The following is a 19,942-nucleotide window of genomic DNA, read 5'->3' on the forward strand; positions in this document are numbered from 1 at the left end:
AGAGGTGTATAAGAGACAGCGTTCAGCCAGTTCCATCCCTGGGCCACGGGGCCCGCGTACCTGTCGAGCGGGCTGGTGCTGGCGAAGCTGCCCCGGGGCGCGCGTCCGGAGTGGGACGAGCCGGGGTTCTACTTCGCGCACTACTACCGGGAAGAGCTGTGGGCGGAGGCGGTGGAGGAGGCCCGCCGGGGCGGCGTGCTGGGACCGCGCGCGGCGTGCGCGTACCTCGACGCGCTGCTGGCGAAGGCGGACGACGCGGTGGAGCTGGACTGGCCCGTGGAGCAGGGCGCGGCGACCTGGGACTGGCTGGTGCGCGTGTGCCTGCCGGCGGTGACGGGGAGCGAGGCGCGGACGCGGCAGCTGCTGGAGGGAGGGTACGGGGGCGCGAGCGGCACGGGGAGCTTCCCGTTCGGGCACCTGGACGGAGGGGAGTGGAATCCCCCGGAGGGGCTGCCGGAGCCGGAGGGCGTGGGGCACGCGGAGTTCATCCTCGGGGACCTGGAGCACCTGCTGCCGGAGCTGCCGAAGGACGGCGTGCTGCTGGCCGCGCCCCGGTGGATGGCGGTGGGGCAGACGCAGGACTCCCCTGCCCTGCGCCGGGCGGACATTTCGAGTGAAGAGGCCGGAGGCTTCGGCCTCTTCAACGCGGCGGCGCACGACGCGGGCGAAGACGATGATTGATGGGCGCTGGCTGGGGATGGTGTTCGTCCTGCTCTGTGTGTCGTGTGCAACCGGTCCAACGCGCTACGCGCAGACGGACACCGCGACCAACGGATGCTTTCGCAATCCCACCTGTTACACGCAGCCAGGAGACGAAGCGTTCCTCCCGTGGGTGGACCAGGCCGCCAGGGCCGCGGCCACCGCGGGAGCCGCGATGAAGGTCCTGGACGCGGCGGACGTGGCCCGCATCGAGCACCTGTTGGTGGAGTGCGCGAAGGAGGCGAACTTCGTCGTCAACGAACGCGAGTACGGCGAGGGGAAGATCCCGGACGACGCGGAGTGCATGCGCGTGGTTGGCTACGCCAAGAATGGTGATCCGATTCGGAGACAGGCCGAACTCGGGGCGCTGAAGCATGAGGTTGCCTTCGCGTGCATTCGACGTGAAATCCTCCGGCGCTTTCCCAACAATGTTTCGATCGAGCCAAGCTATGTGGTCCGCATGGGCAAAGCGGACCAACCGGTTCTCATGAAGCCCGACGTCGTCCTTCATGCTTCAGGCAGGCCAGATCAGGCCCAATGCATCTTCGACTTCAAGTTTCCATGCCTCAAGGTACGAAAGAATGATCCGCTCTCTGTTCCTGAAACAAGGGATCAGCTGACTCGGTACTCGAACATTGATGGGCAATGCAATCCCGCCATCATCACACCTCAATTCGGGATCATTCGTGAGCAGCTACACCCTCGCTGAACACTTCGCCCAGACGCTCCCCAGGGTCCAACTCGCCCTGCGCATCGTGTTCTATCTGGATTACGACCACGCGCCACTGGCATCACGTGCGCGTCAGTCGCTGGACCTGTTTCTCAAGGCCATTGGCCATACGCCTGAGAAACTGACAACGGGTTTTGACCCCGACATCAGTGAGGCGGGTTTCCCGCTCACACCTGAATTCTGGGGAGAAGTATGGCGCCATGTCGAAAAGCCTCGATTCGAGCCCTTGGACGACATGGAGCAGGACTCCAGCTGGTCTCGCATCTTGACCAAGCGGGGCTTCGACACCTGGGTCCTTCTCACGGGTGGTGAGTCGGATCCGAGTGGCTATGAATTCAGCTTCCGCTCCCGACTGCGCTGGCGAACACCGTCCTCTGAGTACAGCGTCCTGAGCGTGAAGGTCCCCATGCAGTACCTGGAGGACCAGGGGCCCGAGAAGGCTCATGAACTGGCCCGGTCGCTGGCGGAGCTTCTTCCCTTTTCGACGGGCCATGCCGGACTGTCGCTCTCGTTCACCCGCGGCAGGTCAAAGCTCCTTCCCCTCTTGAAGGATCAGCTGGTCCGTCATCCCGGCTGGGATGTGCCTCGCGAGAGCACATGGGGCATGGAGGAAGGGATCGACGGGATCCACTGGCTGAACTTCCTGGGCCCGCCCCTGCTCGAAACCATGGGTGGCATCCCGGCGCTCCGTTCGCACCTGAGCCATCCGGAGACCACCGTCCAGGAGCTCAGTGAAGGCCGTGCCCTCATCCGCCTGGGCCCCGCGCCGCTTGCGGGTGACACGAAGCTGGGTGAACCACTGCCGGCGTATCGCGAGCTGGCCCGGTTCCTGGAGCCGTGGCTCCTGACCTCCAATCCCTTCACCCCCTGGGAGGGCTATTCCAAGGAAGAGGCCCAGCTCTGGTGGCGCCGCTTCCTGGAGGCGCCTCCGGAGCCGGTCTCCAACCCACGCGATGGATGACCGCACGGGAACTTTTCACGCATTGCCCCACCACCCGGCGCACTGATAATCCGCGTACCCGGAGTGTTCACGTCGAGCGGCGGGCCGACGGTCGTGCTCGCGCCAGCCCTCGCGGATCGGGGTTTCATCAATGCGGTCACAACGCGCTGTCTGGAGCGGGCTCCTGCTGTTCGCCGCGAGCCTGGGCCTTCTGTCCTGCGGCGGCAACGCGCGTCCGGAACCGGGAGGCGCTCGCACCGCGCACTCCCGGCTCGCGGCGGCGCCAGCCTGGTACGCCACCTCGTCCATGACGACGGCCCGCGGGCAACACGCGGCCGTCCTGATGCCGGACGGGCGGGTGCTGATCATCAACGGCGTCAACTCCGGCGGGTTCATCACCACGGCCGCCCTGTATGACCCGGCCACCGACACCTGGACCGCCGCGGGCAACACCGGCATCCAGGGCAACATCACGCAGGCCGTCCTGCTGCCCTCCGGCAGGATGCTGGTCGTGACCGATGGCTCGGCGACGGGCCGCGTCTATGACCCCGCGACGAACGCCTGGACCGCCACGGGCGCCATGTCCACCACCCGCGGCCTCGCCACGCTCACGCTGCTGGCCTCGGGCCAGGTGCTGGTCGCGGGCGGCATCGGCGCGGGCGGCGTCCGGCTCGCGTCCGCGGAGCTGTACGACCCCGCCACCAATGCCTTCCTGCCCACCGGCGCCATGACCCAGGGCCGCAACGCGCACATGGCGACGCGGCTGCGTGACGGGCGCGTCCTCGTGGTGAGCGGCTTCAGCGGTTCGGGCGAGGTGCCCGGCGCCGACCTCTACAACCCGGCCACCGGCACCTGGACCGCCGCCGCGCCCCCGCTCGTCCCCCGTCACTACTCCTCCAGCACCCTGCTCCCCGACGGCCGCGTGCTCGTCGCCGGCGGGTTCATCGCAGGCGGCGTGACGGCCCAGTCGGAGCTCTACGACCCGGCGGCCAACACCTGGACCGCGACCGGCAGCCTCCAGTTCCCGCGCTCCGGACACCAGACCACGCTGCTGCCCGATGGCCGCGTCCTCGCCACCGGCGGCTCCGAGTTCCGCGCTCCAGCGCAGGCCGAGTCCGAAATCTACGATCCGGGCACCGGCACGTGGATCCGCGGCGGCATCATGATCGTCGGCCGTGAGAACCACACGGCGACGCTGCTGCCCTCGGGCAAGGTGTTCGTCGTGGGTGGCTTCACCTCGTCGCCCGCCCTGACGTTCTTCGCCTCGACGGAGGTCTACGACCCCGCCCAGAGCCAGTGGTCTCCCGCCGGCCTCATGGGCACGCCCCGGACCGACGCCGCGGTGGCGCTGCTGCCCGACGGCCGGGTGCTCGTCGCGGGCGGCCGCGGCCAGTTCACCTCGTCGGCCGCGGCGGAGCTGTATGCCCGCGCGAGCAACACGTGGTCCCCCCTGCCCGCCATGGACGTGGCACGCGAGCGAGCCACCGCCACGCTCCTGCGCAACGGTCAGGTGCTGGTCGCGGGTGGCCGCAACGTGAGCACCTCGACGCCCAACGCGCAGCGCTTCGACCCGGCCACCAACACCTGGCTGGCCACCGAGTCCATGCTGAGCCCGCGCCACCTGCACTCCGCCACGGTGCTGCCGGATGGCCGGGTGCTCGTGGTCGGCGGTCAGCAGAACACCACCGTGCTGGTCAGCGCGGAGCTCTACGCGCCGGACACGAACACGTGGACCCCGGCGGGCGCGCTCATCGCGGCGCGCGCCGGACACCGCGCCGTGCTGCTGCATGACGGCCGGGTGCTCGTCGCGGGCGGCCACAATGCCGGTGGCGCTGCGCTGGCCTCGGCGGAGATCTACGACCCCGCCAGCGACACCTGGACCGCGGCGGCGGGCCTCGCGGGCGTCCGGGACGAGCTGACGCTGACGCTGCTGCCGTCGGGCCAGGTGCTCGCGGCGGGCGGCCTCGCGGGTGGCGTGGCGCTCACGTCCTCGGAGCTCTACACGCCCGGCACCAACGCCTGGGCGTCCGTGGGCGCGCTCTCGCAGCCGCGCTGGCTCCACACCGCCACGCTGATGGCTTCCGGCAAGGTGCTGGTCGCGGGCGGCATCACCATCAATGACGAATACACCAACACGGCGGAGGTCTACGATCCCCTCCTCCGCGCGTGGATCAACGTCGCGGACCCCACCGCCGCGGGGGGCCTGTTCAGCGTCGCCCTGCCCTCGGGCGAGGTGCTGCTGGCGGGCGGTCAGGAGGCCACCACCGCGGAGCTGTATGACGACACCCGGGCCTCCGCCGCCTGGAAGCCGTCGGTGACCAACCCGGCGACCCTCGTCGCCGCCTGCCCCACCGTCGTGGAGGGCCTGCGCTTCCGGGGCATCTCCGGCGGCAGCAGCGGCAACAGCGCGGACTCGCCCACGGACTTCCCGCTGGTGCGGCTCCAGGCCGCCGAGGGCGGACGCCTCTGGACGCTCCCCAGCAGCAACACCTCGGACACCCGCGCGACGGTGACCGTGCCCGCCGACGCACCGCTGGGCACCTACGCGCTGTCCGTCTTCGCCAATGCCATCTCCGGCGGCCGCATGGTGACGGTCGTCGCCAACCAGCCCCCGGTGGCGGCGGATCAGACGGTCACGGTCCAGAAGGACACGCCGGCGGAGTTCGCCCTGGCCGCCACGGATCCGGACGCCGGGCAGGTGTTGACCTGGACGGTCGTCACCCCGCCGCAGCACGGCACCCTCAGCACCAGCGCGCAGGGCAATCCCGTGTACACGCCCGCGGCCGGCTACGTGGGCCCGGACAGCTTCACCTACCGGGTTCGCGACTGCGCCGCGGACAGCAACGTCGCGACGGTGACGGTCAACGTGACGGAGGACGTGGTGACGCCCACGCTCACCTGCCCCGCGAACGTCGTCGTGGAGGCCACGGACGCGAACGGCGCGGTCGTGACGTACGACCCCGCGGTGCTGGATCCGGCGGGGGGGCTCCCGGTGAGCTACTCGCAGCCTTCGGGTTCGGTCTTCCCGCTGGGCACCACGACGGTCACCGCGACCTCCACGGGCCTCACGTGCACGTTCCAGGTGACGGTCCAGGACACCACGGCGCCCACGCTGATCTGCCCCGAGTCCCGCGGCGCCGCTCCCGGCGAGACGGTGACGTTCACGCCCACGGCCACGGACGCGGTCACGGCCTCGCCGGGGGTGACGTCCTCGCCCGCGTCCGGCGCGGCCTTCCCGGCGGGCAACACGACGGTCACCGTCACCGCCACGGATGACGCGGGCAACACCGCGCAGTGCACGTTCCAGGTCCGGGTCCAGGCAGAGGTCGTGGAGATCGCCGGCGGAGGCTGCGACAGCTCCGGTGGCACCACGTCCGCGCTGGCCCTCCTCGCCGCGCTGGCGGCCTGGGGGAATTCGCGCCGCCGTCAGAACCCGGCCCGGGGGAACTGAGACATGCGCTCACTCTTTTCTCGAATGGAAATCCCCTTGCGTATGAAGGCCCAGAGCTGGGCGCTGGCCGCGCTGCTGGCCACCGCCGTCACCCCCGCCGCGTTCGCGCAGACCACCACGAGCCCGATTGTCCCCCTGGACCTGGAGCGCCTGCGCTTCACGCCGGCGGCGACGGACTCGATGCTGGTGGACACCGGCCGCGTGCTCCCCGAGGGCGGCTACCGCCTGCTCCTCATGGTCAACTACGAGCGCGGCATCCTGCTGCTGCAGGGCAGTGATGGGCTGGAGCGCTCCATCCTCCACTACCGCACCGCGGGCTGGCTGGCCGGCGCGTGGTCGCCGGTGGACCGGTTGGAGTTCTCCGCGAAGCTGCCCGTCATCATCGCGCAGGGTGGCCACGGCGCGGAGCAGCTGGTCGGCGTGAGCGAGCCGGACTCGTTCGGCCTGGGCACGCCGGAGCTGGGCGTGCGCTACGAACTCTTGCGGCGCGAGGAAGGCGCGCCGGTGTTCCTGGGCCTGGGCCTGGACATCGGGCTGCCGGGCGGCACGGCGGACGCGTTCGGCCGGCAGGCGGGCTGGGCGGGCTTCCAGGTCGCGCCTCGCGTGTCGGTGAGCCGTGAGGTGGGGCCCGTGGTGCTGGGCGCCAACGCGGGCATCCGGATCAAGTCCAAGGAGGTCGAGCCGGGCCGCGACGTGGGCACGGAGCTGGAGCAGGGCGTCGTCGTGGCCACGCGAGGCAAGGGGCTGCGCGGCGAAATCGCGCTGCAGGCCGCCGAGTCGCTCGTGGAGTCGGACTTCGCGCTGGAGCTGCTGGGCGGCGTGCGGCTGCCGGTGGGCGCGGGCTTCGAGGCCTTCGCGATTGGCGGGCACGGCTTCACGGACATCCCGGGCACGCCGTCGTTCCGGCTGGCCGCGGGCATCGCGTACGCGAACGAGCCCGAGCCCGTGGACCGCTGCCGCACCGGCCGCAGCCACACGCCGGAGCAGTGCCCCAACGAGGACGACGACGGCGACGGCGTGGCCAACAAGGACGACCGCTGCCCGCTGGAGTCCGGCTCCGTGGAGAACAACGGCTGCCCGGACAAGGACTCGGACGGCGACGGCGTGGTGGACCGCGAGGACAAGTGCCCGAACGAGGCCGGCCCGGCGTCCGAGGGTGGCTGCCCCGCGAAGGACTCGGATGGCGACGGCGTGCCGGACAAGGACGATGCCTGCCCGAACGAGGCCGGTCCGTCGTCCGAGCGTGGCTGCCCCGTGAAGGAACAGCCGAAGCCCGAGGAGCCCAAGCCCCAGCCGCCTCCCGAGGAGCAGCCCGCGGAGGAGACGAAGTCGCCGCTGGAGCACATCGTCCAGTTCCCGGTGAACCAGTCGGAGTTCCAGGACAACGAGCAGCGGCAGCTGGATGACATCGTGGCGTACCTGAAGGCGAACCCGAAGCTGAACGTCCGGATTGAAGGCCACACGGACAACAGCGGACCGGAGGAGGCCAACCGCACGCTGAGCCAGCAGCGCGCGAACCGCGTGCGCGCGTACCTCATCCAGAAGGGCATCGCGGGCTCGCGGCTGGAGGCGAAGGGCTACGGCCCGGACCGTCCGCGCGTGTCCAACGAGACGCCGGAAGGCCGCAGCGCGAACCGCCGCGTGGAGTTCGTCCCCGTCACGGGGGGCTGACGCCCGCGGGCCTCAACGTGACGCCGCTTCGTGGACACAGCCACGAAGCGGCGCACGGAAGTGAAGACACCTCGAAGAGACCGTCAGGCCTCTTCGGGGTGCAGCTGCACCAGCGCGGGAAGCTCCGCCGCACGGTCGCGCAGCCGCGCCTTGGGCCGGATGGCCACCGGGACGCGTGAGGCCGCGAGCATGTCCAGATCAAACACGTTGTCACCGAACGCGGCGTAGAGCGGCCGGTCCGTCCGCAGCCTCAGGCTGTTCACCTTGCCGGGGCCGTAGGGCACGGGCTCGAAGACGGACGTCAGCAGCCGTCCGCCCTCCTCCTTCGGCGTGCACGCCACCACGAAGTCGGGCGTGATGCCCACCTCGCGCACGGCGGCCTCCACCACCGCGCGAGGCGACGCGCTGACCACGTAGCAGTCCACGCCCTGGCTCCGGGCCCACTCCACCACGCGGCGGGCCTCCGGGTGGACGCGGCGGGCCACGTCGCGCCGGGCCACCACGTCATGGGCGAAGCCGCGCACCTCCTCCGCGTGCCAGCCCGCGAAGATCCACGCCATCATCTCGTAGGTGTCCTTCTCCGGCAGCCGCCCGGCCTCGAACGCCTTGAACAGCGCGTGCGCCAGCGTCACCGCGTCCGGATGCCCTTCCACGCCGTGGCGCGCGCCCAGCTGCTCCAGCGCCCCGCGGGCCTCGGGCCGCACGCCGCCGTGCTCCAGCAGGGCCATGAACAGGTCATCCCCCACGTCCCCGCTCCACAGCGTGCCGTCCCCGTCGAAGGCCAGCACGCCGTCCGGCGTCCGCTCCACCTCGCGCCGGATGCGCTCCAGCGTCTCCTCGACCCGCTCAGTCCTCATGGCCGGCATCCTCGCTGGCCGGAGCGTCCAGTGTCACCCGCCTCCGCGTAGCCGGGACGCGGGCTGTTCACCATTCAGGGGAACGAGTGACTACGCTCCGGGACATGGCACGAACCGAGAAAGAGAAGATGCTCGCGGGCGAGCTGTACAACGCCATGGACCCGCGGCTGACGGCCGAGCGGGTCCGCGCCCGCAAGCTCCTGCGCTCCTACAACCAGTCCACCGAGGACGAGCTGCCGCTGCGTGAGAGCCTGCTCACCGAGCTGATGGGCAAGGTGGGCGCCGGGACGTGGATCGAACCGCCGTTCCGCTGCGACTACGGCGAGCACATCCAGCTGGGCGAGCGCGTCTTCATGAACTTCGACTGCGTCATCCTGGACTGCAACCGGGTGACGATTGGCGACGACGTGGCCTTCGGTCCGGGCGTGCAGGTCTACGCGGCCACGCATCCGCTGGATCCGGACGAGCGCATCAAGGGCCCGGAGCTGGGCCGCCCCGTCACCATCGGTTCAAAGGTGTGGATTGGCGGCGGGGCCATCATCTGCCCGGGGGTCACCATCGGCGAGGGCTCCACCATTGGCGCGGGCAGCGTGGTGACGCGGGACATTCCTCCGTACGTCTTCGCCGCCGGCAATCCCTGCCGCGTCATCCGGAATCTCCGCTAGCGGCGCTCAGCCGCTGGTGGCCTCGGCCGCATCAACAGGCTCCGGCTCCTCCGGGCCCTCCACGGTGCGCTCCAGCGTGCGAGCGAGCGCGGCCCGGGCCTCCGCCGCCTCCTCGAACGCCTCGTCGCTTCCACCCCGAGCCGGAGCGGGCACCGTCGCGTCCAGCTCCTCCGGATGCAGGCGGAACCACTTCGCGACGAGCATCACCTCCTGGGCCTCCTGCGCGCGGAGGCCAATCGCCTCCGGCTCCGGCACGTCGAAGAGGTCCCGCACCCGGGCCTCCAGCGCCGCGTGCTCCTCCTGCGTCCGGGGCGTGGGCACCTCCGCGCGGATCCGTCCTCGCCGCAGCACGTACGTGCGGTCCTCACCGGCGTGCCCACGCGCCGTGTAGACCAGCGACAGCCGCCGCAGCGTGCGGCCCAGCTCGACGATCCACGCCTGCACGTTCTCCAGCCGCTCCGCGCGGTCGCGCAGCTCCGCCGCGTATTCGAACTGGAGCCGCCGCGCCGCCATCGCCATGCGCTCGCGCAGGATGACGAGCGGCCGGTCCGACTCGCCGTTGAGGAACGCTCGCGCCAGCGCGACCTGCGCCAGGTACTCCGCCGTGGTGCACCCGCCCGCGCACGGCGACAGGCACCGCGCCGTCTGCCCGCGCATGCACCGCGGGTCGTCCTTCATGGGGAAGAGCTGGATCTGATCCGCCAGCCGCATGGGCGTCTCGGACGGGCAGTCGCGCAGCTCCAGCAGGTCGTTCACCGCGCGGACCACGTCCGCCATGGTGTGCCGGCCGTGGAAGGGCCCGAAGTACTCCGCGCTCCCGCCGCCGCCGGGCTGGCCCACCACGCGCAGCCGGGGCACGGCCTCGCGCGTGAGCTGGAGGAAGCAGTGTGCGCGGTCGCGCTTGTGCTCCACGTTGTAGAGGGGCCGGTGGCTCTTGATCAGCCGGAACTCATGGAGCAGCGCCGCGAACTCGCTGGCCGTGTACTCCCACTCCACCTGGTGCGCCTGGGCGACAATCTCCCAGGCCTTCTCCCCTTCCTCCGCGCGGAAGTACGACAGGAGCCGCGTGCGCACGCGCACGGACTTGCCCACGTAGAGCAGCTCTCCGGCGGGACCGAAGAAGCGGTACACGCCGGGCCGGTTCTCGGCACCGGCGCGGACGTGATTCAGGAGGCTGGCGACGCGCGGGTCCATGCGGCGGGGAGCGCACCGGGCCGTTGGACCCGGGCACCGCAGGCTAACCCGCCACGTTCCGCCGCACCGCCGTTCGCGCGCCGCCTGTCACAACCCGGCCGGAGGGCGGGCGACAGGCCACGCGCCCGGACTTCAGCCCACGTCCTTCAGCGTCGCGGCGCTGGCCGCGGCCTCGTCCTTCAGGTCCTTGGGCGTGGCGATGGCGGTCTTCAGCTCGCGGTACGTCTGCGCATAGCCGTTGCGCAGGATGCCCTCGCGCACGCGCTCCATGAGCTTCTGGTAGTGCCGCACGTTGTGCACGGACAGGAAGCGCGAGCCCAGGTGGTGCTTGCCGCGCATCAGGTGCTGCAGGTAGCCGCGCGAGTACTTCTTGCACACGTAGCAGTCGCACTCGGGATCCAGCGGCCCGTCCTCCAGCCGGTACGCGGTGCGGGAGATGCGCACCAGGCCCTGGAACGTGTACGCGTAGCCCTGCTGCGCCATCTTGGTGGGGATGATGCAGTCGAACATGTCCACGCCGCGCAGCACCGCCTCCAGCAGGTCCGTGGGCGTGCCCACGCCCATCAGGTAGCGGGGCTTGTCCTGCGGCAGGGACGCGGTGGCGCGCTCGGTCATCGTGTCGCGCTCCACCTTCGTCTCGCCCACTGCCAGCCCGCCGATGGCGAAGCCGTCGAAGGGCAGCTTCGTGAGGAACGCGGCGCTCTCGTCGCGCAAGGCCGGGTGGACGCCGCCCTGGACGATGCCGAACAGCGCCTGGCCCGTGTTCTTCGACTCCTTCGCGGCGAGGCTGCGCACGGCCCAGCGGTGGGTGCGCTCCATGGCCTCGCGGGTGCCGGCCTCGTCCGTGCGCGAGTCGATGCACACGTCCAGCACCATCATGATCTCCGAGTTGATCGCCTGCTGCATGGCGATGCTGGACTCGGGGCTGAGGAGCCGGCGGCTGTTGTCGTAGAAGCTGCGGAAGTGCGCGCCCTTCTCCGTGATGAGCCGGTCCTCCGGCAGGGAGAAGATTTGAAAGCCGCCCGAGTCCGTGAGCACGGCGCCGTCCCAGCCCATGAAGGGGTGGATGCCGCCGAAGCGCTCGAACACCTCCGGGCCGGGCCGGAGCATGAGGTGGTAGGTGTTGGCGAGGAGGACCTTGGCCCCCGTCTCCTTCACCTCCTCCATGGCGAGGTGGCGGAAGCCGGCGTGGGTGGCCACCGGCATGAACATCGGCGTGGGGAAGGACCCCTTGCGGGTGTGGAGGATGCCCGTGCGGGCGCCGGTGGGGTCGGTGTTCAGGAGTTCAAAGCGGACGGCCATTGTCGGGCCTTATACCCAGCCTGCCCGTCCGGAGGCACCCGCTTCCTGGGGACGCCCGCCTGGTCTCCGGGGGGCCGTTCCGCCTCGGGGACCCCGGTTTCCCTACCCCACCCCTGGGGGCGGGGGTCGAAGCCGGCATTTCCAGGGCGTGCTGGCGGTTACATTGGGTCCTCCAGTCACTGATTCACCGCGCGTCTTGGGTCGCCGCGCCATTTCCGTTACAAGCCGCCGCCATGTTCAACGTCATCAACGTCTCCAAGGCCTATGGGCCCAAGAAGCTTTTCGAGGAGGTCAACGTCGCCTTCTCGCCGGGCCGCCGCTACGGCCTGACCGGTCCGAACGGGGCCGGCAAGTCCACGTTCATGAAGATCCTCGCGGGAGACGAGGAGCAGGACATGGGCGAGATCATCCGCCCCCGCAAGCTGGGCATCCTGCGCCAGGACCACTTCCGCTACGAGAACGACCGCGTCATCGACGTGGTGCTGATGGGCAACCGCCACCTGTGGGCGGCGATGGACGAGAAGAACAAGCTGCTCGCCAAGGCCGACATCACGGAAGAGGACGGCAACCGGCTGGGTGAGCTGGAAGGCGTCATCGCGGAAGAGGACGGCTACTCCGCGGAGAGCGACGCGGCCACGCTGCTGGCCGGCCTTGGCATCGAGGAGTCCTTCCACGAAGAGCCCATGCGCCAGCTGACGGGCGGCCTGAAGCTGCGTGTGTTGCTCGCGCAGGCGCTGTTCGGCAAGCCGGACGGACTGCTGCTGGACGAGCCCACGAACAACCTGGACATCGACTCGATCCGCTGGCTGGAGAGCTTCCTCCATGCCTACGAGGGCGTGCTGATCACCATCAGCCACGACCGGCACTTCCTGAACTCCATCTGCACGCACATCGCGGACATCGATTACGAGACCATCATCCAGTACACGGGTGGTTACGACGACATGGTCCGGCAGAAGTCGCAGCTGCGGACCCGGGTCGAGTCCGAGACGGCGGAGAAGAAGAAGAAGATCGCCCAGCTGCAGGACTTCGTGGCGCGCTTCCACGCGGGTACGCGTGCGTCGCAGGTGCAGAGCCGCATCAAGCAGATCGACAAGCTGAAGACGGAGGACCTGAAGCGCTCGAACATCGCGCGGCCGTTCATCCGGTTCGACCAGAAGGTGATCAGCGGCCGTCAGACGCTGATGTTCGAGGGACTGCAGAAGTCCTTCGACGGGCAGCAGGTCATCAAGCCGTTCAAGGGGCTGGTCTGCAAGGGCGAGCGCATCTGCGTGATTGGCCGCAACGCCGTGGGCAAGTCCACGCTGGTGAAGATGTTGGCGGGGCAGCTGGAGCCGGACGGTGGGACCATCACCTGGGGCCACCAGGCGACGGTGGGCTACCTGCCGCAGGACCACCACGGCGTCATCCACAAGGGCACGACGTGCTTCGGCTACCTCCGGGAGATCAGCGAGAAGCTGACGAACGAGGAGATTTCGGGCGTGTTGGGCCGGATGCTCTTCTCGGGTGAGGAGCGGATGAAGCCCACGGACACGCTCTCCGGTGGTGAGACGGTGCGCGTGCTGTTGTCCAAGCTGATGATCATGCAGGACAACGTGCTGATCCTGGACGAGCCGACGAACCACCTGGACCTGGAGTCCATCGCGGCGCTGGCGGAAGGCCTGGCCAAGTTCGAAGGCACGGTCATCTGCGTGACGCACGACCAGGAACTCATCTCCGAGGTCGCGACCCGCATCTGGAGCCTGGAGGCCGGCAAGGAAGTCCTCGACTTCAACGGCCCCTACTCCGAGTTCATGGAGAAGCACGCGGACGCGGCGATGAAGCGCCGGTAGTTCCGAGTCACACCCGCAGGCAGTGCCAAACGCCGCCCGTTTCCGGTCCATCCGGAAGCGAGGCGGCGTTTTCGTGCGCGCCTCCATCCCTCTCTTGAGTGATGTCCCGGTGATGAATGTGCCTGCGATACTCATCTCCAGACCGCCAGTCCAAACCAGCCTGGGGTTACCGATGAATCAAAACGCAGTGTTACACTCGCCACTATTCAGGGATACAGCTCATGTCTTTGTCCCGGGCGCATCCACAACGAGATCAATTCAAAGCCACTCCCTGCCTTCATACTCATCATAGCTCAAAGACACATCCATATTCAGCGAAACAGCCTACCTATTCTTGCACAAAAAATCAGCACTTCGGAATACTGGCCGAGGCAACAACCACCATGGCACAAGGGACACTGCCTATTCCCCGCCATGTTCGTGACGCCAAGCGAACGTTGAGAGATGATTGGAAGCAGCCCCAGTTCGGAAAGTGAGTCCAACGTGAGCGTCAGTCGCCCAAATTCAAAGCACATCTGTAACCTCTGCGTTGAAGAAAACTACTTGAGTCAAGAGATAACCTCAAAGGGTCTCTTGCGGAAGTGTACCTATTGTGGAAAGCGAGGCCTCACCTACAGCGTCGACACCTTAGCATCGCGCATAGAGACCGCCTTCAACGAGCACTTCGTACGAACCCCTACGGAGCCGTCTGGATATGAGGCAGCAATGCACTACGACAGAGAGTCCAACTATGAGTGGACAAGGCCGGGAGCGCGCACAGTAGATGCCATCAGGGATGCTGCGGAAATCCCTGAACAAGCAGCCAAGGAAATCCAAGAACTACTCGAAACGAAGTATGCACGATACGACCCAAACGATTATCCCGAGGAAACTGAGTTTGACAGTGACGCCCACTACGAGGAGAAACGGGCGGACGATGCTCAATGGCAATCAAACTGGCAAAGCTTTGAGTTCTCGTTGAAAACACGAGCACGTTTTTTCGATCGAAGCGGAGCTGAACACTTAGCTGCAATCTTCGCCGAGATCGACAAGATGCACTCCCGCGCCGGAAAGCCACTAGTTATCGATGCAGGCCCGGGAGCCATGCTGTCCTCACTCTACCGAGCACGAGTCTTTCAATCCGACGCCAAGCTTGAAGAGGCCATTGCACGTCCCGACCGGCACGTCGGCCCGCCGCCATTCGAATATGCGTCCGCTGGGCGTATGAATGCCCACGGCATTTCCGTCTTTTACGGAGCAAACGAGGCGCAGACCGCGCTCGCCGAAGTGCGTCCACCAGTAGGAAGTCGAGTAGTGGTGGCAAGATTCGAAATAATTCGTCCCCTTCGCCTGCTTGATCTGACCGCTGTAAGTGATGCTGTTTCGTATGGGAGTGTTTTTGACCCTACTCTCGCCTCGAGAATTCAGCGTGCTGCATTCCTCAGGAGCCTCAGTGCTCGAATAACAAAACCGGTCATGCCTGACGACGAGCGATTCGACTACTTGGCAACCCAAGCGATTGCAGACTACTTGGCCACGGAAAGTGCAATCCCCCTTGACGGGATCGTGTTCCCGTCCGCACAGGCCAGCAACGGCGCAGTGAATGTTGCGCTATTCCACAAAGCGTCTCGTGTTGAGCACATCAAACTACCCGAAGGAATGACTCTGACTTCAAGCCTTGGCCAATTCGAAGAAGACGGATGGATGACTGATTACGAAGTGATTGAGAGGGTTCCATCAGCAAAGGAAAGCAAAATCAAGCCACAAGAACCAAGCCCTCAAACACCTTTTGCTCTCGCGCACTCCAGTTCCGAGGAAGACGTCCGAGAAAACACCCTCCGTATTGAACTAAACGACGTCAAAGTTCACCAAATTGAAAGAGTGAAGATCGAGGCTCAGGAGTATGAAGTCACAAGGTTTCGCTGGGAGAAAGACTCCACCGAAGACGCGGATTTCTAAACTCCTTCAAAGCGACTCAAGCCATGTCTAAAAATGCGCCAACACCAGAGCGTTCACTATCGTTGAACGGCGCCTAGTCCAATACTGCTTGGTCATTTCATTCGCTGCCAGTGAAGCTATTCTTGAAAAATGACTGGTCGCATTAGTGACGTGAGGTGAATATGCCGGTGTCTCGCCATCTATTGATCAACGTCGACGTGGGTTCGTGGGGCAGGAAACCTATTCCCCCCAAGATCATGGCGCTCCACAACCAGCGCTACTCCATTGACATGCGTGAGGTTCTGGCACTCGTCGCACTTCTTACGGCACCACCTATTGCCCTCGGCTTCGAACTCGATAATAGCTGGGCGTGCGCGCGCTATCTGCCTGCCCTAGACAAGGGCCCCTTCCTTCGACTCCGCCCTGAGTGGACAGAGCTCGATCCCCACCAGAAAACGGTGCTGAGTGACGATTTCGGCATGGGGCTTACTACGCTCCTGCTCTTCGAAGCTCTCGACACCATCTACTTCGCCAACACTCAGTACCTTGTGAAGACGCTCAACACGCCGGCTTTTAGTCTGAAGCCATCCCAGAAGAGCGGGCAGCGCAAGAGCCCCGACTTTGTCGCCGTCGACACCACGGGCCGGGCACACATCATCGAATGCAAGGGCACCCAAACGCCGAGCACACTCTACAAACTCTTGAACAACGGTATCCCTCAGAAGCAGAACATGCGAGTCGGCCCTCCCTACACCTTGGGGCAGAGTATCGTCGCTGGCGTCTACATTCCCCAACACGGCGGCGGGAAGCCTCTCTGCCGAATCATCGATCCGGAGATTAAGCTGGCAGAGGGTGAGCGTAACCAGGGAAATGGGGGTAACAACCTAGCGGTCGCAGTCGCTCGAGCGAATGTGGCCTCGGCATTGCACTTGCTCGGTCTACGTCGGGAGGGAAATGCAGTGGCCCTCAATGAACCTGAGGTAGAACGCTCTCCAGTCAAACGCGTCGAGGAACTGCCCGTAGTACTCGGCCTCGGTGAGTTGCAGAAGGAACCATTTGTCGTGCAGTCGCACACCGTCTTCTATCCCCAAGATCTCCTTACCGACAAGGGTATCGCCTTCGATGGGATTCGCATCCGAACGGGACTGAGCCGCAACATTTTCGAAGCAGTTGCCGTTGGAGATTTGGAGGGAGCAGTACGTCAATCCGTGGCACGCGCACGAATGGCTGGATGGAGGCGTGCGGCGACCGAGACGCAGCTGCAACTCACAACGGCGACAGGCATGTTTGCCGAGATCGAGCTGCTAACGCGAAGTTAGATTTATCGCTATGGATATGACAGCAATGCGCTTACTTGAGGCCGTTCGAAGTGACTGGACGACAATCATCAGCATCGCAACAGCATCAGTTGATGGAATCGGGGTGCAGAGCGCGGAGGAGTGCGGCGGATGTCAGTAGCCACGCCAGGAATCATTTCACCGCCACGTCCACGTGCAAGTGGCCGCCGTGCGGTAGGCGGTCGAAGCTGGGGGACGGGCGTCAGCGGGTATGATGCAGGGCCATGTACCCGAGACGCCGTCTTCTCGCCCGTGGGCCGTGGTTGTTCGATGTCAGACCGCAGCGGCTCATCGTCTTCCACGGTGCCGAAGGCGTGCGCCGGGACGTCGGCGGAGACGTGACGGAGTATCCACCCGCGCCTGTTGTGCTCGCCACGCTCAACCAGGCCAAGGACGTGTGGGTAGGAGGCGGAGATCGGCGTGTCTTCTCCGTGGGGACCAACGCTGACGCTCCCGGACAGGCCTTGCCGCGGGAGTGCTTCGACCTCACCAGCGATGGGGACCGGCTTATCGGGACGGTGGTGGACGGCGCCCTCAAGCTGACCACCCTCTTCGCGACCGATGGGTCCGGGCAACCGTGGGAGCCCATGACCTTGCCCAAGCCCGTGCGCGCCACGCACGGGTACGGTTATGCCGAGGGGCGCCCTCTCCGTCAGTCCCCGGATGGGGCGTTCCTCGATACGAGCCCCTTTGGCATCACCGTCGTGGAGAAGGGCCGGGGCCGCGTCTATGTGGTCCGCCCTGGGGCGGCTCAGCCGGAGGGAGCGCTCCAGGTGGAGCCGGGCGGAGACCAGGACATCTGGCGGACCCAGGCCACTCCCCATGGCGTGCTCCTCCTGGTCGTCATCAACTACAGGCAGACAGGGCTCCTTCACTTCGCTCTCGACGGCACCCTGCTTGGCTCCATCCCGGATCAGGAGGGTGATGACGATGAGGATGACCTGATCTGGGGCGGTGCCGGGGTTTGCGTCCTCGACGCGAACCGGGCGCTCTTCTTCCTCCAGGACAAGCTCCTCCTCGTGTCCCTGCCCGGGCTCCAGGTGCTGGAAACGCTCGTCGGGGATTGGCCCAGCTTCGTGGCCGTGACTCCAGCGGGGCCTGACCGGTGGTGGGTCGGCGCTGAGGACCGTGACGCGCTCTTCCTGCTCACCGCCGAGCCCGGACACCCCTTGCGCCTCAGCGCCTCGAACCGTCCGGTGAGCCCGGGCGCGCCGCTCATGCACGTGGGATTCAAGACGCCCACGATCCACTGGGCCGAACACTCCTCGGCGCCGCTGACCGTGTCCGCTCCCGTGGCCGAGACCTGGCGCGCGCTGGTGCGCAATGACGGGCCCGCGTGTGAGGCGGTGCGGATCCGCGTGTCCGGGGTGCTCGTCGGTGCTCGCGTGGTGGACGTGAGCGTGCGGTATCGCGGTCAGCCGCTCCCGATGGTGGAGGAGAACCGCGTGAACGTCGTGGGGCATACCTCCGGATTGGAGGCAGGGGCCACCGCGGAGCTGGAGGTGACCTTCAAGCCCCGGAGCGAGGGCTCGGGACCGCTCACCATCACCGTCGAGCCGTGCTCCTGGGAGTCGCAGCCCAGAGAATGGCAATGGGACAAAGAGCAGCCTCGCGTCCTCGCGGTGACGGGCCATCCGGCATCCGCCCATTTCCCGCTCACGGTGGAGTAGCGCGAACCTTCTCGGGCTCGGGCGCGGTGCCCATCTTCCAAAGCAGGGCGCCACATCCGAGCAGGACTCCCAGGCCCACTGCCGCCGCGAGGATCCAGCCTCGTCCCAATCGGGGCCGTGCCTGGGCCTCCGGGTCGTCGCTCGCGGTGATCTGCTGGACGAGCCGGGCCACCTGCCGCGGTGTCACCGGCTCACCCTCCGAGCGGATGAACTCCTCCAGGTCCTTCCGGAACGCGTGGCAGTCCGGGTAGCGCTGGTCCCGATCCTTCGCGAGCGCCCGGGCGAGGATGGCCCGCATGGCGCCGGGCAGGTCCGGGCGGTGCTGCTCGACGGGCACCATGGGCTCGGACAAGACGGCTTGAAACACGTCCCAGTGGGTCTTGCCCTCAAAGGGCCTGCGCGTGGTGAGCAGCTCGTAGAGCACCACCCCGAGCGAGTAGACGTCCACACGCCGGTCCACCCTCAAGCCCCTGATGTCCTCGGGCGCCATGTACACGTGCTGGCTCAGGTTGGGGACAGGGTGTTGGGGGGTCCACCGGGTCCGGAAGGCGTCGACGCCGAAGTCCAACACCTTGGCCGTCCCCTGGCGCGACAGGAGGATGTTGTACGGCCGGATGCAGTGGTGGATGAGCTCCAGCGGCTCGTTCGTCTTGGGGTCGGTGAGGTCGTGGGCATAAGCGAGCCCCTCGCAGGCTTGCGAGATGATGCGCGCGCACAGTGTCGCTGGCAGGGTCATCCGCTGGACCGCCAGATGATTGATCAAACTGCGCAGACTGGGTCCGTCGATGTGCTCCCTGGCGAGGAAGTACGTGCCGTCCGCCTTACCGAAGTCGAAGACCCGCACGATGTGCGGGTGCGTGAGCCGGGCGGCCATCTTCGCCGTGTCGAGGAACAGCTGCGCGAGCCCCACGTCCTCGGCCATGTCCGGCCGGAGGCACTCGAGCACCAGCGTCTTCTCGATGCCCCACCGGCCGGCGGCCTTGGCCAGAGAGTCCTCGACGATGCCTTCGCCGAGCAGGCGGATGCACTGGTATTTGCCGACGTGGGGCTTCACGGGGCGTATGAATAGCAGACCATGACCCGCTATCTCTTCCTCGGGCTTCTGCTGGCGCTGCTTCCTCTCCAGGCCGGCGCGGTCCCCCTGCCCGCGGATCCGTTGGTGGGCATCTGGGGCAGTGAGCGCGTCCTCGGGCCTCAAGTTCGAGGCGAGCTGACATTGGTGCGGAACGGGAGCGACTGGAGCGCGCGCATCTCGGGCTTCGACATCCCGGCTCGCGTCGAGGGCCGGAAGGTGTCCGTCGTCTTCCCAGGCGGCGAGCTTCGAGCCACGTTGGCGGAGAACGGCCAGCGCATCACCGGTCACTGGATCCAGCCTCCCGTGCTCATGAGCGGCATGAAGTTCGCCACTCCGGTGGAACTGCGCGCGGTTCAGCCCGGTGTCTGGCGCGGCAACGTGGCTCCGTTGGAGGACCGGTTCTCGCTGTACCTCGTCGTCCAGAAGCAGCCTGACGGGTTGGTGACGGCGTTCATCCGCAACCCGGAGCGGAACTTCGGCAACCGGATGCTGTTCCGCGTGGAGCTCCAGGACCGCACGGTCCGGTTCACGTCCACCCAGGGCGACACGAAGTTTGAAGGCACGTTCGACGCACAGTCCGGACGGCTGTCCCTCCCCTACCC

Annotated in this window: 14 protein-coding genes and 1 pseudogene; 11 read left to right on the forward strand and 4 right to left on the reverse strand. The window is 67.0% G+C overall.

The genetic code is table 11. The annotated features are described in order from the left end of the window. Window positions 1-75: 75 nt before the first annotated feature. The 5 genes from D7X55_RS16520 to D7X55_RS16540 all read left to right on the forward strand — a co-directional run bounded on the left by D7X55_RS16520 (window position 76) and on the right by D7X55_RS16540 (window position 7,491). Window positions 76-681 (forward strand): hypothetical protein, encoded by a 606-nt coding sequence (locus D7X55_RS16520; RefSeq protein WP_121723540.1) that lies wholly within the window; start codon window positions 76-78, stop codon window positions 679-681. Next, window positions 674-1,408 (forward strand): hypothetical protein, encoded by a 735-nt coding sequence (locus tag D7X55_RS42915; protein WP_147470122.1) that lies wholly within the window; start codon window positions 674-676, stop codon window positions 1,406-1,408. Before D7X55_RS16520 ends, D7X55_RS42915 begins: the two co-directional genes overlap by 8 nt. Further along, the gene (locus D7X55_RS16530; RefSeq protein ID WP_158626380.1) at window positions 1,386-2,390 is read left to right on the forward strand and encodes a type VI immunity family protein; all 1,005 of its coding nucleotides are present in this window, start codon (window positions 1,386-1,388) and stop codon (window positions 2,388-2,390) included. Before D7X55_RS42915 ends, D7X55_RS16530 begins: the two co-directional genes overlap by 23 nt. Before the next feature lie 130 nt (window positions 2,391-2,520). Further along, the gene (locus D7X55_RS16535; RefSeq protein WP_233609877.1) at window positions 2,521-5,820 is read left to right on the forward strand and encodes a kelch repeat-containing protein; all 3,300 of its coding nucleotides are present in this window, start codon (window positions 2,521-2,523) and stop codon (window positions 5,818-5,820) included. A 42-nt stretch (window positions 5,821-5,862) separates the two neighbouring features. After that, window positions 5,863-7,491 (forward strand): OmpA family protein, encoded by a 1,629-nt coding sequence (locus tag D7X55_RS16540; RefSeq protein ID WP_233609878.1) that lies wholly within the window; start codon window positions 5,863-5,865, stop codon window positions 7,489-7,491. Window positions 7,492-7,574: 83 nt separating this feature from the next. On the opposite strand, the gene D7X55_RS16545 is transcribed toward D7X55_RS16540, so the two are convergent. Then, a complete protein-coding gene (locus D7X55_RS16545; RefSeq protein ID WP_121723551.1) occupies window positions 7,575-8,348 on the reverse strand; it encodes an HAD family phosphatase in 774 nt (257 codons plus the stop codon). Between the two features lie 104 nt (window positions 8,349-8,452). Between D7X55_RS16545 and D7X55_RS16550 the strand changes: the two genes are divergently transcribed. Next, window positions 8,453-9,013, forward strand: coding sequence for a sugar O-acetyltransferase (locus tag D7X55_RS16550; RefSeq protein WP_121723544.1), 561 nt, complete (start codon window positions 8,453-8,455; stop codon window positions 9,011-9,013). A gap of 6 nt (window positions 9,014-9,019) precedes the next feature. Here the strand turns inward: D7X55_RS16550 and D7X55_RS16555 are convergent, their stop codons facing one another. Continuing rightward, window positions 9,020-10,207 (reverse strand): nuclease, encoded by a 1,188-nt coding sequence (locus D7X55_RS16555; protein WP_121723545.1) that lies wholly within the window; start codon window positions 10,205-10,207, stop codon window positions 9,020-9,022. Between the two features lie 132 nt (window positions 10,208-10,339). Further along, window positions 10,340-11,509 (reverse strand): tRNA guanosine(34) transglycosylase Tgt, encoded by a 1,170-nt coding sequence (gene tgt / locus D7X55_RS16560; protein ID WP_121723546.1) that lies wholly within the window; start codon window positions 11,507-11,509, stop codon window positions 10,340-10,342. A gap of 233 nt (window positions 11,510-11,742) precedes the next feature. On the opposite strand from tgt, the gene D7X55_RS16565 reads away from it, so the two are divergent. From D7X55_RS16565 to D7X55_RS16575, 4 genes are all read left to right on the forward strand, one after another. Next, complete coding sequence (locus tag D7X55_RS16565; protein ID WP_120546724.1) at window positions 11,743-13,341, forward strand: ABC-F family ATP-binding cassette domain-containing protein; 1,599 nt, start codon at window positions 11,743-11,745, stop codon at window positions 13,339-13,341. A 705-nt stretch (window positions 13,342-14,046) separates the two neighbouring features. Then, complete coding sequence (locus D7X55_RS16570; RefSeq protein WP_199746985.1) at window positions 14,047-15,279, forward strand: RES family NAD+ phosphorylase; 1,233 nt, start codon at window positions 14,047-14,049, stop codon at window positions 15,277-15,279. Between the two features lie 161 nt (window positions 15,280-15,440). Then, complete coding sequence (locus tag D7X55_RS42920) at window positions 15,441-16,577, forward strand: hypothetical protein (RefSeq protein ID WP_147470123.1); 1,137 nt, start codon at window positions 15,441-15,443, stop codon at window positions 16,575-16,577. Between the two features lie 281 nt (window positions 16,578-16,858). After that, window positions 16,859-18,265, forward strand: a complete 1,407-nt coding sequence (locus tag D7X55_RS16575; RefSeq protein ID WP_147470124.1) for a hypothetical protein — start codon at window positions 16,859-16,861, stop codon at window positions 18,263-18,265. Here the strand turns inward: D7X55_RS16575 and D7X55_RS16580 are convergent. Then, window positions 18,252-19,319, reverse strand: coding sequence for a serine/threonine-protein kinase (locus tag D7X55_RS16580; RefSeq protein WP_147470125.1), 1,068 nt, complete (start codon window positions 19,317-19,319; stop codon window positions 18,252-18,254). The two genes, D7X55_RS16575 and D7X55_RS16580, sit on opposite strands and share 14 nt — an antisense overlap. A 21-nt stretch (window positions 19,320-19,340) precedes the next feature. On the opposite strand from D7X55_RS16580, the pseudogene D7X55_RS16585 reads away from it, so the two are divergent. Continuing rightward, a pseudogene (locus tag D7X55_RS16585) lies at window positions 19,341-19,942 on the forward strand (6-aminohexanoate hydrolase); the annotation flags it as partial.

It is taken from the genome of Corallococcus sp. AB049A (genome assembly GCF_003668885.1).
In the GTDB taxonomy this organism is placed as follows: Bacteria; Myxococcota; Myxococcia; order Myxococcales; family Myxococcaceae; genus Corallococcus; species Corallococcus interemptor.